Genomic DNA, 12746 nt, shown 5'->3' with positions numbered 1-12746 from the left:
TTCGGGGCTTTTTTACGTCTGAATGTTAGCCAAAAACTCGCTATTTCAACGCTTTTTCAGCCACTGAATAATAAAATCAGCCACCTGTATTGGTTGATTAATATCCAATATCGGCAAATTCAGTTCAATATCCACATCAGTAGCGACGGCAATTACATGGTGATCCAGCAAATCCTTAATCTCACCTTTAACGCCACGCCGCCAAAGTGCAATTTTGGGGACCGGCTCATCTTTAAAACCCTCGACCAGCACCAGATCTAACGTGGAGCTATCCATCTGCGCTGCTAATTGCATCAGGCTCAGAGGGTTATCAGGCGTTTCAACCATCAATGCCCAGCGCTGATTACTGGCGACAATCACCTGATCTGCCCCAGCTTTGCGCAGCAAAAAACTGTCTTTTCCCGGCGTATCGATATCCATCTGATGATGTGTGTGCTTAATTAAGCCCGATCGAATCCCCTGAGCTTTAAGCAGTGGGATAATTTGCTCAAGCAAAGTGGTTTTTCCGGTCCCGCTCCATGCGGAAATCGCCAGTAAGCGCACACTCATAAACACTTTTCCTCATTCACGAGATCGTCTGGCGTATTGATATTGCGGAACGCTGATTCTGGGTCTGAAAACGCAACAGCATGCCCGCCATGCTCACGTAAAAACTGCATTAAACGCCGCTCGCCGCGCAGTAGCCAGGCTTCAAGATCATCAGCCAACGCACAATTGACCAGCGCTAAGGCTGGATGATCACGCTGGGAGGATTTCACCCACACTGCGGGCGCATCATTACGCTGCTGCCATAGACGCGCGACAAAATCATTGGGGATCCATGGCGTATCACAAGCGCAGAAAGCAACCCATTCGGTTTCACTGCTGCGTAAACCACTAAGCATGCCAGCCAGCGGTCCGGGATAATCGGGCAATGAATCGGTAACAACCTGACAACCACTTGCCTGATAGCGATCAATGTTACGGTTAGCGCTTATCAACACAATATTGACCTGCGGCCGGAATCGCCGCAAAACGTGCTGATAAAGGGGCTCGCCCTGTAACATCAATAACCCTTTATCCTGGCCTCCCATACGGCTGCCTTGGCCACCCGCGAGGATCACGCCAGTAAATGCTGTCATCTTCGTCTCCTTGCTTCATTCTGGACGATACTTACTGAGCGGCAGCGTACCATCTGTACAAAGGAATCAATGATGAAATATCACCGACTCAATGAACTGATCGAGCTCCTGCAACCCGCATGGCAGAAGGATGCCGAACTCAACTTGCTGGCATTTTTGCAAAAACTGGCGCAGGAATCTGGTTTCAGTGGCCCATTAAGTGAATTAACCGATGATGTATTGATTTACCATCTCAAAATGCGTGACACAGATAGCCAGAGTGTCATTCCCGGCCTGAAAAAGGATTATGAAGTGGACTTTAAAACCGCGCTATTACGTGCTCGCGGTGTGATTAAGGATGATGAGTGATGTTATCCTTGCGCATTAATCGCAAAGGTAACACACAGGCCAAATGATGAGCGAAGCCGCCTTTAATTTCCAGACGCTGAATCCCGATGTCATCCTTGATGCACTTTGGGATGCAGGTCTGCGTGTCGAATCAGGCTTAACCGCCCTCAATAGCTATGAAAACCGCGTCTATCAGTTCAGCGATGATGATAAACGCCGCTATGTGGCTAAGTTTTATCGTCCGCAGCGCTGGAGCGCGCAACAGATCCTTGAAGAGCATCAGTTCACTCAGGATTTATTAGAGGATGAAGTGCCGGTTGCCGCGCCGCTCGTTCTAAAGGGCAGCACGCTGAATCATCATGCAGGCTTCATGTACGCGGTCTTCCCCAGTTTAGGTGGACGGCAATATGAAACCGATAACGAGGATCAGATGGAATGGGTTGGCCGCTTTCTTGGGCGCATCCATCAAACCGCCAGGCAAAGCCTGTTTCAGCAGCGACCCACTTTCGGCCTGGAAGAGTATGTTTTTCAACCGCGTCGGGAGCTGGAACAAAGCGCGTTAGTACCGGCTTCGCTCAAAGACTTACTGCTTGCTGCCGTTGATAAGCTCAGCGCGACGTTGCAGCAGCGCTGGCATAGTCAATGGCAGCCGTTAAGGTTGCATGGCGATTGCCATCCCGGCAATATTCTGTGGCGTGAAGGCCCGATGTTTGTCGATCTTGATGATGCCCGTAACGGACCAGCAGTGCAGGATTTGTGGATGCTGGTCAATGGCGATCGTCAGGAACAATTGATTCAATGGGACATTTTGCTGGAAGCCTATAATGAGTTCGGTGATTTTGATTTACATGAATTGTCACTGATTGAACCTTTACGCGCTATGCGCATGGTTTATTATTTGGCCTGGGTGGTACGCCGCTGGCAGGATCCCGCTTTTCCGCGCGCCTTTCCCTGGATGACAGATGAGGATTTTTGGCGCCGGCAGATTGCATTATTTATCGAGCAGGAAAGGCTGTTACACGAACCGCCGTTGCAGCTTAGCCCGCAATATTAATGAAGTACTCAGGAGATTGTTTCACGATGAAAAAGATCATGTTTGCGCTGGTAGGTTTAATGCTGGCATTTGGCGCCTCAGCGGCACAGTTCAACGATGGTAAGCAGTTCGTTACTTTGCCAAAGCCAGTGGCGGGTGAGCCGCAGGTTCTGGAGTTCTTCTCCTTCTTCTGCCCACATTGCTACCAGTTCGAACGCGTTTATCACGTGAGCGATGCAGTGAAAAAGAACCTGCCGGCGGACACGAAAGTGACTAAATACCACGTTGATTTCCTTGGCGGTCAATTCGGTCCGGTTGTCACTCAGGCATGGGCTGTTGCCATGGCGCTGGGCGTAGAAAGCAAAGTTACTGCACCGATTTTCGACGGTATTCAGAAAACCCAAACCGTTACTGATGCCGCAAGCCTGAAAGAGACCTTCATTAAAGCGGCGGGCATCTCTTCAGAAGATTACGATGCAGCGTGGAACAGCTTCGCAGTAAAAGCGCTGGTTGCGCAGCAGCAGAAAGCGGCAGCAGACGTCAATCTGCAAGGTGTGCCAGCGATCTTTGTTAACGGCAAATATATGGTTAACAACGGCGGTCTGGATACCAGCTCAATGGACAACTTCGTTGCTGATTACGCCAACGTAGTGAAGTTCCTGGTAGAAAAGAAGTAATTTAGTTTTTAGAACGCCGGCACTACCGGCGTTTTTTATTGCCTTTCTTCTCTTATTTATACGATGTATTTATTAACCCTTCGCTTAATATCCACATGGACGATCGTCTTTTCATTAGGGCGAGCAAGGTCACGATAAGTATTTAACTTGCTGATATAAATAACCTTTTAATATTAAAGTAATTGCAATCAACGTAAATAACAATACGTTATGATTTTTACGCACAAACTTATCCACAGCTTGATCCCTGCGATCCGTGCCGCGTAACGACGAAAAAGATCCTGACTTCCCCGAGTGCATTCAACATTCTCCTCCGGTTGTGGCATCCTTATAGCCCTCATTATCGCAACGAAGAAAATACGAACCTATGGCGCAAATAGCAGAAAATCCCCTGATTCTGGTCGACGGCTCATCTTATCTGTACCGTGCATATCATGCCTTTCCGCCGCTAACGAACAGTGCAGGCGAGCCAACTGGCGCCATGTATGGTGTGCTCAACATGCTGAAAAGCCTGTTGATGCAGTATCAGCCAAGCCATGTGGCTGTGGTCTTCGATGCGAAAGGCAAAACCTTCCGCGATGAGCTGTTTGAGCACTACAAATCGCACCGTCCGCCGATGCCAGACGATCTGCGTGCGCAGATTGAGCCGCTGCATGAAATGGTGAAGGCGATGGGCTTGCCGCTGTTGGCGGTATCTGGCGTTGAGGCGGATGATGTTATCGGTACGCTGGCGTTAGAGGCGGAAAAACTCGGCCGCCCGGTGTTGATCAGCACCGGCGATAAAGATATGGCACAGTTGGTGACGCCTGCGATCACCTTGATCAACACCATGACGAATACCGTGCTCGGTCCGGAAGAAGTCGAGCAGAAATATGGCGTGCCGCCAGCGCTGATTATCGATTTCCTCGCCATGATGGGCGACAGCTCGGACAACATTCCTGGCGTGCCGGGAGTCGGTGAGAAAACCGCGCAGGCGCTGCTGCAAGGCTTGGGCGGTATGCAGTCAATCTATGACAATCTCGATAAAGTGGCCGATCTCTCGTTCCGCGGCGCGAAAACCATGGCGGCGAAGCTGGAGCAAAATCGCGACGTCGCGTTCCTGTCTTATCAGCTGGCAACCATCAAAACCGACGTTAAGTTGGATCTGACCTGCGATCAGCTCGTCGTCAATGAACCCGATGTCGAAGCACTGCAAACCTTGTTTAGCCGCTATGAATTTAAGCGCTGGATCACCGATCTGCAGGATGGTTCATGGCTGCAACAAGGCAAGAAGAGCAACGCGCAGGCTAAGAAATCGCAGCTCGGCGAACCTGCTGCGCCCGCTGCTGAAGCGACCAGCGTGCTCTCCGCGGATGGCTACGTCACTATCCTCGATGAAGCGACATTTGCCGAGTGGCTGAAAAAACTGAAAAGCGCCGAGCTCTTCGCTTTTGATCTTGAAACTGACTCACTGGATACCTTAAGCGCCAATATTGTCGGCATTGGTTTTGCCGTCGCGCCGGGTGAAGCGGCTTATCTGCCGGTCGCCCACGATTATCTCGATGCGCCAGATCAGCTGGATCGCAGCGAAGTGCTGAAACAGCTAAAACCGCTGCTGGAAGATGGTAAAGCGGCGAAGGTTGGTCAGAATCTCAAATACGATCGCGGCGTGCTGAAGAATTACGACATTGAACTGAACGGCATCAAATTCGACACCATGCTCGAATCCTATTGCCTGAACAGCGTGGGCGGAAAACACGATATGGATAGTCTGGCTGCGCGCTGGCTGAACCATAAAACGGTGACTTTCGAAGAGATCGCAGGCAAAGGTAAAAATCAGCTCACTTTTAATCAGATTGCTATCGAGCAAGCGGGCCACTACGCGGCGGAAGATGCCGATGTCACGCTGCAATTGCATCTGAAAATGTGGGAGAAGCTGGAGCCGGAAGCGGGGCCGAAACAGGTATTTGAAGAGATCGAAATGCCGTTGTTGAAGGTGATATCGCGTATTGAGCGCAACGGTGTGCTGATTGACCAGAATATCCTGGCGAAGCACTCGCAGGAGTTGACCACGCGTGTGGCTGAGCTGGAGCTGAAAGCGCACGAGCTGGCGGGCGAACCGTTCAATCTCTCTTCACCTAAGCAGCTGCAAACCATTCTGTTTGAAAAGCAGGGTATCAAGCCGACCAAGAAAACGCCGGGCGGCGCACCGTCGACCAGCGAAGAGGTGCTGGCTGAACTGGCGCTCGATTATCCACTGCCGAAAGTGATTCTGGAACATCGTGGTTTATCGAAGTTGAAATCGACTTACACCGATAAACTGCCACTGATGATCAATCCACTTACCGGCCGCGTACATACTTCCTATCATCAGGCGGTGACGGCGACGGGACGACTCTCGTCTACCGATCCTAACCTGCAGAATATCCCGGTGCGTAACGAAGAAGGGCGCCGAATCCGCCAGGCGTTTATCGCCGGGCCGGGCAATATTATTGTGGCTGCGGACTACTCACAGATTGAACTGCGTATCATGGCGCATCTGTCGCAAGATAAAGGCCTGCTGGATGCGTTTGCTCAGGGCGAAGATATCCACCGTGCCACCGCATCAGAAGTATTTGGTGTGGCGCTAAGCAAAGTATCGGGTGAGCAGCGTCGCAGTGCCAAGGCGATCAACTTCGGTTTGATCTACGGAATGAGCGCGTTTGGTCTTTCCCGCCAGCTCAATATCGGTGCGGGTGAGGCGAAGAAATACATGGATCTCTACTTTGAACGCTATCCGGGCGTGCTGCGTTATATGGAAGAGACGCGCGCGAAGGCAGCAGATAAAGGCTATGTAGAAACGCTCGATGGTCGTCGCTTGTGGCTGCCTGATATCACCTCCAGCAATGCCATTCGTCGTAAAGCGGCGGAGCGAGCGGCGATCAATGCCCCAATGCAAGGCACGGCGGCAGACATCATCAAACGCGCAATGATTGCGGTGGATGGCTGGCTGTTAGAGCAAAAAGACGATGCCGTGCGCATGATTATGCAGGTACACGATGAACTGGTGTTTGAGATCCGCAGCGATGCAGTGGATAGCGCCATTAAGACCATCCGTGATCTGATGGAGAACAGCATGAAGCTGGATGTGCCGCTGCAGGTGGAAGTAGGCACCGGCGATAACTGGGATGAGGCACACTGATCATACTGATTCAGCGGTATTTGCGTGCCGCTGACATCATCATAAGAAAAAAGTTTACTTAATCGGTTCAGCAACCTTACAAAGCGGTCTATTAAATGCGCGTTTTGTAACTGCTTATCGTCTAAGCATTTTTTTAGTAATTAAACTACATCGCACACGCGAAAGTGTGATGAGCTTAGTAAAAAAGATGTCGAATCCTGAAACTTAACAACAAAAAACCCTTTGTAGGGCGCGGAAAATCAGGTAGAGTTTGTCGCGTAGGGTACAGAGGTAAGATGTTCTATCTTTCAGACCTTTTACTTCACGTAATCGGATTTGGCTGAATATTTAGCCGCCCCAGTCATTTATGACTGGGGCGTTTTTTATTGGGCTTTTTCTCAAGAGCCGCAACAAAATCACTCAGCTGCTTCTTCGCCGTCGCCTTCTTGCGCAGGCTCCAGTTCGCTAAACCAGCTGTCCAGCTTCTTACGCACAATATCAACGCCCATCTTCTTCAGTGACGAGAACATTTCTACCTGCACATCACCGTTAAAGGCCAACGACGCTTCGCGCACCATCGTCAGTTGTGCTTTGCGCGCGCCGGATGCCAGCTTGTCGGCTTTGGTCAATAAGACCAGCACGGGAATTTGGCTCTGCACTGCCCATTCAATCATGTTCTGATCGAGATCTTTCAGCGGATGACGAATATCCATCAAGACCACCAGACCTTTCAGCGCCTGACGTTTTTGCAAATATTCCGCCAGCGAACGCTGCCATTTGCGCTTCATCTCTTCCGGAACCTGGGCATAGCCATAACCGGGTAAATCAACCAGACATTTACCTTCAACCACTTCAAACAGGTTTATCAGCTGAGTACGACCTGGCGTTTTACTGGTACGTGCCAGACCTTTTTGGTTGGTGATGGTGTTCAGCGCGCTGGATTTGCCTGCATTCGAGCGCCCGGCAAAAGCAACTTCAATACCCACATCCGCCGGTAAATGGCGAATATCGGGGGCGCTGAGCATGAAATGGGTCATGTGATAGTTCAAAGCAGACAAAGTGAAACTCCAGCAAAATGAATCGGGCAATTGGGCTGATTATACCTGTAATGGCGCAAAAGTGCCCGATAGCGTCTAAACGCGTCATTTTGTAAGAGATCTATGATTTTTACTGCCAGCGATTACCGCTTCATGGAATAGGAATAATCGATTTAGATATTAATTTTCAATAAGTTGAAATGCTTGTAGGAAATGCCACTCTAAAATAGAGACAAGTCTCACTTGTTCATTTTACCTATTAGTCTACATTTGTTGTCAGTGCACGGCAGCACCCATCAGGATGATGAGCTCAGGAGTGTCGGGGATGACCAAGAGCATGGCGGGAAGCGATTCAGGCAGGAATCGAACAAGGACAGGGATTAATCGCAGGAGCGATGTGGCGATGGAGCAACCGGGACGTTGTGAGCCGTAAAGGATTTATTCAGTGTTTCCTTCGTATGAAGGTGCGATAAAAGGCGATAGCATAGGCTATCGCCTTTTTTCTTTGCTTACTTTCTGCTAGATTTCGCCGCAATTCTATACTGAACTCACAAAGCACCGCCGAGACCGGACACCATGAAGCAACCTGCATCAGCCCCGCGTGGCAAACCTGCTGCGAAAGCCAAACGCAAATCGCGTGAAGACCTAAATCTGGAAGCGCGCGATCGCAAACGCGATAAAAAACATAGCGGCCACAAATCTGGCAGCCGCGCCAATCCGGAAACGCAAACCGCTGGCAAAGGCCAGGGTAAAAAAGCTCAGGATCCACGGCTGGGCAGCAAAACGCCTATCGCATTAGTTGCTGATGGTAAAACCCAGCCGGCGAAAAAGCCTGAAGCGAAACCAAAGCCAAAAGCGGAAAAAGTTCGCCTGACGCCGCAAGAAGAGCTGGCGAAGCTGGAAAATGACGAACGTCTGGATACGCTGCTGGATCGCCTGGAAAACGGTGAAACCCTGAGTGGCGAAGATCAGGCCTGGCTGGATCAAACCTTAGACCGCATCGATGAGCTGATGGAAACGCTGGGCATCGCGCTGGATGACGAAGCGGAAGATGAGCAGGCTGAAGAAGATATGATGCGCCTGCTAAAAGGTAATTAAGGCAAATTTTGATCGGCATGCGTTTTCGCGCATGCCGCGCTAAACAGGTATTCACCTATGTTTTGGCCTGGATCAATTTTCGCGCTGCTGCTGACATGTTATCTGCTCTGGTTATTGTTTAAACTACGCCGCCTGTCGCGTCTGAAGTCGCGTTTACGTCGGCGTTCAGCCCATCGCTTCGTCCACTCTTCTGTCACGCGACCCTCTCTCAGACGACGTCACCGTAAGGAGTGAGCATGTCATCGCAGCAGATTGATTGGGATCAGCGCCTCATCGAAAAATACAATTACGCTGGCCCACGTTATACCTCTTATCCCACCGCGCTCGAGTTCAGTGAGAACTTTGGTGAGGCAGATTTTCAGCAAGCCGTGCAGCGCTATCCCGATCGTCCGTTATCGCTGTATGTGCATATCCCGTTTTGCCATCGTCTTTGCTACTTCTGTGGCTGCAATAAAATCGTGACGCGCCAGCTGCATAAAGCCGATCGCTACCTTGATGTGCTGGAGCAGGAAATCCGCCAGCGTGCGCCCTTATTTTCGGGCCGCTGCGTCACTCAGTTGCATTGGGGCGGCGGTACGCCGACATTCCTCAACCAGCAGCAGGTGAGCCGGCTGGTGGCGCTGCTACGCGAGCATTTTACGATTGCCGATGACGTCGAAATGTCGATCGAGGTTGATCCGCGTGAAATCGAACTGGAGATGATCGATCATCTGCGCGCGGAAGGTTTTAATCGCTTGAGCATGGGCGTGCAGGACTTTAATAAAGCGGTGCAGGAGCGCGTGAATCGCGTGCAGGATGAAGAAACCATCTTCGCTCTGGTGCAGCGTGCGCGTGAGCAGGGTTTCCGTTCGGTTAGCCTCGATCTGATTTATGGTTTGCCGCTGCAGACGCCGGAAAGCTTCGCCTTCACCTTACAGCGTGTTATTGCGCTCAATCCCGATCGCCTCAGCGTCTTCAACTATGCGCACATGCCTGCGCTGTTCGCTGCGCAGCGCAAAATTAAAGACGATGAGCTGCCAGGTGCAGCACAGAAACTGCAGATCCTGCAGGAAACCATCGCCACCTTAACCGGCGAAGGTTATCAGTTTATCGGCATGGATCACTTCGCGCGTCCGGATGATGAACTGGCGGTGGCACAACGCGCTGGCGAACTGCATCGTAATTTTCAGGGCTACACCACACAGGGCGAAACCGATCTGCTCGGTTTGGGCGTGTCGGCCATCAGCATGCTGGGCGACAGCTATGCGCAAAATCACAAAGAGTTGAAAGCCTATTACGCAGATGTTGAGCAGCGCGGCAATGCGCTGTGGCGCGGGCTTACGTTGAGTGACGATGATTGTTTGCGCCGCGATGTAATTAAAGCCTTAATCTGCAACTTCGCACTGGATTTTGCCGCGGTAGAGGCGCAATACCCGGTTGAGTTTGAACGCTATTTTGCCGAGGATTTAGCGCTGTTAGCGCCGCTGGTGGCGGATGGATTGGTAGAGCAGCGCGGTCGCAGCCTGCACGTTACCGGCGTCGGTCGGTTGCTGATTCGTAACATCTGTATGTGCTTCGATGTGTATATGCGCCAAAAGGTGCGCATGCAGCAATTCTCGCGAGTGATATAAAAAAACGGGGAGCCCATTCGCTCCCCGGTTTCAACACGCAAAACGTGCGCGTTATTCCATTCCCAGTTCTTTCAACTTACGCGTCAGAGTATTACGTCCCCAGCCGAGCAAGCGTGCCGCTTCCTGTTTGTGCCCTTGCGTGTGACGCAGCGCGGTGGTGAGCAGCGTGCGCTCCATCTCCGGCTGTGCTTCCGACAACAGGTTTTGATGACCGGAACGCAGGGCGCGATCTGCCCACTGCGCCAGCAGCGTAGCCCAGCTGTCCGGCAATGATTGCACCGGATTGTCTGGCGTGCTGGATTCAAACAGTTCAGGCGGCAGATCCTGAATCAGCACTTCCTGACCCGCTGCCATCACCGTCAACCAGCGACAGGTATTTTCCAGCTGGCGCACGTTACCGGACCAATGCAGACGCGTCAGCGCGGTTTCGGTTTCCGGATGCAGAATCTTCGCTTCCACGCCTAACTCACGCGCAGCGACCTGCAGGAAGTAACGCGCCAGGCGCGGAATATCTTCGCGTCGTTCACGCAGCGGCGGCAGATGAACGCGAATCACGTTAAGACGATGGAACAAGTCTTCACGGAATTTGCCTTCCTGCACGCGCAGCTCAAGATTCTGGTGGGTAGCCGCGATGATACGCACATCCACTTTCACCGGCGCATAGCCGCCAACGCGATAAAACTGGCCATCGGCCAATACGCGTAATAAGCGGGTTTGCACATCAAGCGGCATATCACCAATTTCATCGAGGAACAGCGTGCCGCCATCGGCCTGCTCAAAACGTCCCTGACGAATCTGGTTGGCACCGGTGAACGCGCCTTTCTCGTGACCAAACAGCTCTGATTCAATCAAATCTTTGGGAATCGCCGCCATGTTGAGCGCGATAAAAGGAGATTTTGCGCGTGGACTGTGGCGATGCAGCGCATGTGCCACCAACTCTTTACCGGTACCGGATTCACCGTTGATCAGCACGCTAATTGAGGAGCGTGAAAGACGACCAATGATGCGGAACACATCCTGCATGGCCGGCGCTTCGCCGATAATGTCGGTGGTTGGGCCGCTGACGGGCTGATTACGCGGCTGCTGCTGCTCCTGATAATGGCTAATCGCACGTTCAACCAGCGCGACGGCTTCATCAATATCAAACGGCTTTGGCAGGTAATCAAACGCACCTTGCTGATAAGCGCTGACGGCCGCATCCAGATCGGAGTGCGCGGTCATAATGATCACCGGCAGCATCGGATGGCGCTGCTTAATCTGTTTCAGCAGCGCAAGTCCATCCATGCCAGGCATACGAATGTCTGACAATAATACGTCTGGGGTTTTGCTTGCGAGCGCGTCCAATACCTCGTTAGCGCTGTCAAAGGTTGCACAGCTCAAACCGGCTCCAGTGAGTGCCCTTTCAAGCACCCAGCGGATGGAGCTATCGTCATCGACGATCCAGACTATCCCTCGTTGCATAGAAACCTCACTGGCGAATAGGCAGGTAAACCGAGAATTCGGTGTGACCTGGCCAACTGTTAAATTCTATTTTTCCTGAATGCTGATCGATCAGGCTACGGGCGATGGACAGGCCTAAACCGGTGCCGCCTTCGCGTCCGCTAACCATCGGATAGAACAGGGTGTCTTGTAGCTGGGCCGGAATGCCTGGGCCGTCATCTTCAATATCAATACGCGCGACTAAACGGTAACGCGTGCCGTGCAGCGTGAGCTGGAAAGCGGTACGCGTACGAATCACAATGGTGCCGCCTTCATCGCCCAAGGCCTGCAGCGCGTTACGCACCACATTCAACAGCACTTGTTCAATCTGGTCGGGATCGTGCGGCAGTTCCGGCAGGCTTGGGTCGTAATCACGCACCAGCGAGACGTTATCCGGCAGCTCCATCGACACCAGATTCACCACGCGCTCGGCGACCTGATGAATGCTTTGCGTTACGTGCAAGCCCGGCTGTTGCGGGCCAAGCAGACGATCGACCAGATTACGCAGGCGGTCGGCTTGCTCAATGATGATGCGCGTATATTCATGCAGGGAAGGATCGGGTAACGCGCGAGTCAGTAGCTGCGCGGCGCCACGTAATCCTCCCAGCGGGTTTTTAATCTCATGCGCCAGACCGCGTACTAAATCGCGGGCAGCGACTTGTTGAGCATGCTGAATTTGTTCCTGGCTAAGACGACGTTGATTATCCATCGGCGCCATTTCCAGCAGAATAAAGCCATCCGGTAAGCGCTGTGCCGTGAGCGACATAATGTGCGCGCGGCCATCGACCACTAGCGTGACTTCGCTATCGGTAAAGCCCTGGCCAGCTCCGAGACTCTCGCTCATCACCTCAATATTCAGCGAAAAATAGCCGGTTAATTCCGGTAATGGCGTGCCGAACAATTTACGTGAGCTTTGCGCCAGTAATTGCTGAGCCGCCGGATTGGCGTAATGGATAACTAAATCGTTATCGACCAGCAAAATACTGTTGATCAGGGAGTTGAGAATCTGCCCCGCGTCGGGCAGCGTGCCAGTTGCCATACAGCGTTCCTCTGCACTAATTTAGTGCATTATAGCCTTTCAGGACGGAAATCTGTGCTTCGAACCATGAATGCGCGGAGAAAAAAGCCCATCCGGAGATGGGCTAAAGTTTCCACGGCAATTAAAAATCTTTCAGGCTGTTCACGCAGCAAAAAGAGCGCGTGAACAGAGAGCTGAAATTTTTAA

Annotated in this window: 11 protein-coding genes; 6 read left to right on the top strand and 5 right to left on the bottom strand. The window is 51.9% G+C overall.

Features of this window, described 5'->3' with window-relative positions; all coding sequences use genetic code 11:
* Positions 1 to 45 precede the first annotated feature (45 nt).
* Entirely contained in the window at positions 46 to 549 is a 504-nt protein-coding gene (mobB, locus tag HX773_RS11905) for a molybdopterin-guanine dinucleotide biosynthesis protein MobB (protein WP_176971652.1), read from the bottom strand.
* Positions 546 to 1121, bottom strand: coding sequence for a molybdenum cofactor guanylyltransferase MobA (mobA, locus tag HX773_RS11900; protein ID WP_176971651.1), 576 nt, complete (start codon positions 1119 to 1121; stop codon positions 546 to 548). The genes mobB and mobA overlap by 4 nt, the downstream gene beginning before the upstream one ends.
* Positions 1122 to 1193: 72 nt before the next feature.
* Here mobA and HX773_RS11895 point away from each other — a divergent pair, with 72 nt between their 5' ends.
* From HX773_RS11895 to polA, 4 genes are all read left to right on the top strand, one after another.
* Entirely contained in the window at positions 1194 to 1469 is a 276-nt protein-coding gene (locus HX773_RS11895) for a YihD family protein (protein ID WP_176971654.1), read from the top strand.
* Positions 1470 to 1515: 46 nt separating this feature from the next.
* Positions 1516 to 2502: a serine/threonine protein kinase gene (locus HX773_RS11890; RefSeq protein ID WP_176971650.1), complete on the top strand. Its 987-nt coding sequence runs from the start codon at positions 1516 to 1518 to the stop codon at positions 2500 to 2502.
* A 26-nt stretch (positions 2503 to 2528) separates the two neighbouring features.
* Entirely contained in the window at positions 2529 to 3158 is a 630-nt protein-coding gene (gene dsbA / locus HX773_RS11885) for a thiol:disulfide interchange protein DsbA (protein WP_008109808.1), read from the top strand.
* Positions 3159 to 3525: 367 nt separating this feature from the next.
* Positions 3526 to 6318: a DNA polymerase I gene (polA, locus tag HX773_RS11880; RefSeq protein ID WP_176971649.1), complete on the top strand. Its 2793-nt coding sequence runs from the start codon at positions 3526 to 3528 to the stop codon at positions 6316 to 6318.
* Positions 6319 to 6713: 395 nt separating this feature from the next.
* Here polA and yihA read toward each other — a convergent pair whose 3' ends face one another.
* On the bottom strand, positions 6714 to 7355 hold the full coding sequence (gene yihA / locus HX773_RS11875) for a ribosome biogenesis GTP-binding protein YihA/YsxC (RefSeq protein WP_176971648.1): 642 nt from the start codon (positions 7353 to 7355) through the stop codon (positions 6714 to 6716).
* A 555-nt stretch (positions 7356 to 7910) separates the two neighbouring features.
* On the opposite strand from yihA, the gene yihI reads away from it, so the two are divergent.
* Positions 7911 to 8432 (top strand): Der GTPase-activating protein YihI, encoded by a 522-nt coding sequence (yihI, locus tag HX773_RS11870; protein ID WP_176971647.1) that lies wholly within the window; start codon positions 7911 to 7913, stop codon positions 8430 to 8432.
* Between the two features lie 236 nt (positions 8433 to 8668).
* On the top strand, positions 8669 to 10042 hold the full coding sequence (gene hemN / locus HX773_RS11865; RefSeq protein ID WP_176971646.1) for an oxygen-independent coproporphyrinogen III oxidase: 1374 nt from the start codon (positions 8669 to 8671) through the stop codon (positions 10040 to 10042).
* 51 nt (positions 10043 to 10093) lie between these two features.
* On the opposite strand, the gene glnG is transcribed toward hemN, so the two are convergent.
* Together glnG and glnL are read right to left on the bottom strand one after the other, a co-directional pair.
* Positions 10094 to 11503, bottom strand: a complete 1410-nt coding sequence (gene glnG / locus HX773_RS11860) for a nitrogen regulation protein NR(I) (RefSeq protein WP_008109800.1) — start codon at positions 11501 to 11503, stop codon at positions 10094 to 10096.
* 7 nt (positions 11504 to 11510) lie between these two features.
* The gene (glnL, locus tag HX773_RS11855; RefSeq protein WP_008109798.1) at positions 11511 to 12560 is read right to left on the bottom strand and encodes a nitrogen regulation protein NR(II); all 1050 of its coding nucleotides are present in this window, start codon (positions 12558 to 12560) and stop codon (positions 11511 to 11513) included.
* Positions 12561 to 12746 lie beyond the last annotated feature (186 nt).

The sequence above is a fragment of the Pantoea sp. B9002 genome (assembly GCF_013385945.1).
Taxonomy (GTDB): Bacteria; Pseudomonadota; Gammaproteobacteria; order Enterobacterales; family Enterobacteriaceae; genus Pantoea.
The sequence above is the reverse complement of the archived record's forward strand: the minus strand, read 5'-3'. Positions and strand labels throughout refer to the sequence as shown.

Coding starts and splice junctions, on each gene's coding strand:
- mobB (WP_176971652.1), bottom strand. CDS start 549: ATGAGTGTGCGCTTACTGGCGATTTCCGCATGGAGCGGGACCGGAAAA.
- mobA (WP_176971651.1), bottom strand. CDS start 1,121: ATGACAGCATTTACTGGCGTGATCCTCGCGGGTGGCCAAGGCAGCCGT.
- HX773_RS11895 (WP_176971654.1), top strand. CDS start 1,194: ATGAAATATCACCGACTCAATGAACTGATCGAGCTCCTGCAACCCGCA.
- HX773_RS11890 (WP_176971650.1), top strand. CDS start 1,516: ATGAGCGAAGCCGCCTTTAATTTCCAGACGCTGAATCCCGATGTCATC.
- dsbA (WP_008109808.1), top strand. CDS start 2,529: ATGAAAAAGATCATGTTTGCGCTGGTAGGTTTAATGCTGGCATTTGGC.
- polA (WP_176971649.1), top strand. CDS start 3,526: ATGGCGCAAATAGCAGAAAATCCCCTGATTCTGGTCGACGGCTCATCT.
- yihI (WP_176971647.1), top strand. CDS start 7,911: ATGAAGCAACCTGCATCAGCCCCGCGTGGCAAACCTGCTGCGAAAGCC.
- hemN (WP_176971646.1), top strand. CDS start 8,669: ATGTCATCGCAGCAGATTGATTGGGATCAGCGCCTCATCGAAAAATAC.
- glnG (WP_008109800.1), bottom strand. CDS start 11,503: ATGCAACGAGGGATAGTCTGGATCGTCGATGACGATAGCTCCATCCGC.
- glnL (WP_008109798.1), bottom strand. CDS start 12,560: ATGGCAACTGGCACGCTGCCCGACGCGGGGCAGATTCTCAACTCCCTG.